The sequence below is a fragment of the Sphingomonas sp. CCH9-F2 genome (assembly GCF_001556735.1).
Classification (GTDB): domain Bacteria; phylum Pseudomonadota; class Alphaproteobacteria; order Sphingomonadales; family Sphingomonadaceae; genus Sphingomonas; species Sphingomonas ginsenosidimutans.
The window spans coordinates 1-212 of sequence record NZ_LSJO01000160.1 but is presented as its reverse complement, the minus strand read 5'-3'; the positions used below and the strand labels follow the sequence as shown (position 1 = coordinate 212).

General features: G+C 73.1%; 1 pseudogene. It reads right to left on the bottom strand.

Going from position 1 to position 212, the window contains the following annotated elements:
- Positions 1-212 (bottom strand): annotated as a pseudogene (locus AX685_RS22300) (aminodeoxychorismate synthase component I); the annotation flags it as partial.

Sequence of the window (212 nt, the reverse complement as noted above, 5' to 3'; positions counted from 1 at the left end):
GATACAGGTCGCCCGCCGCGATCAGTTCCTGTGCGCGGTCGAACATCGCGCGATACGCCGCGTAGGACGGCTCCGGCACCGGCGGGTCGACGATCGCGCCCGCCGGATCGGGCAGCCATGCGGGAACGTCGTCGATCGCCTGCCACCCGTCGAACAGCGCGAACCACGCCAGCGGGGCGGGCGACGGCTGGATCGGTCCCGCTGCCGGCTCG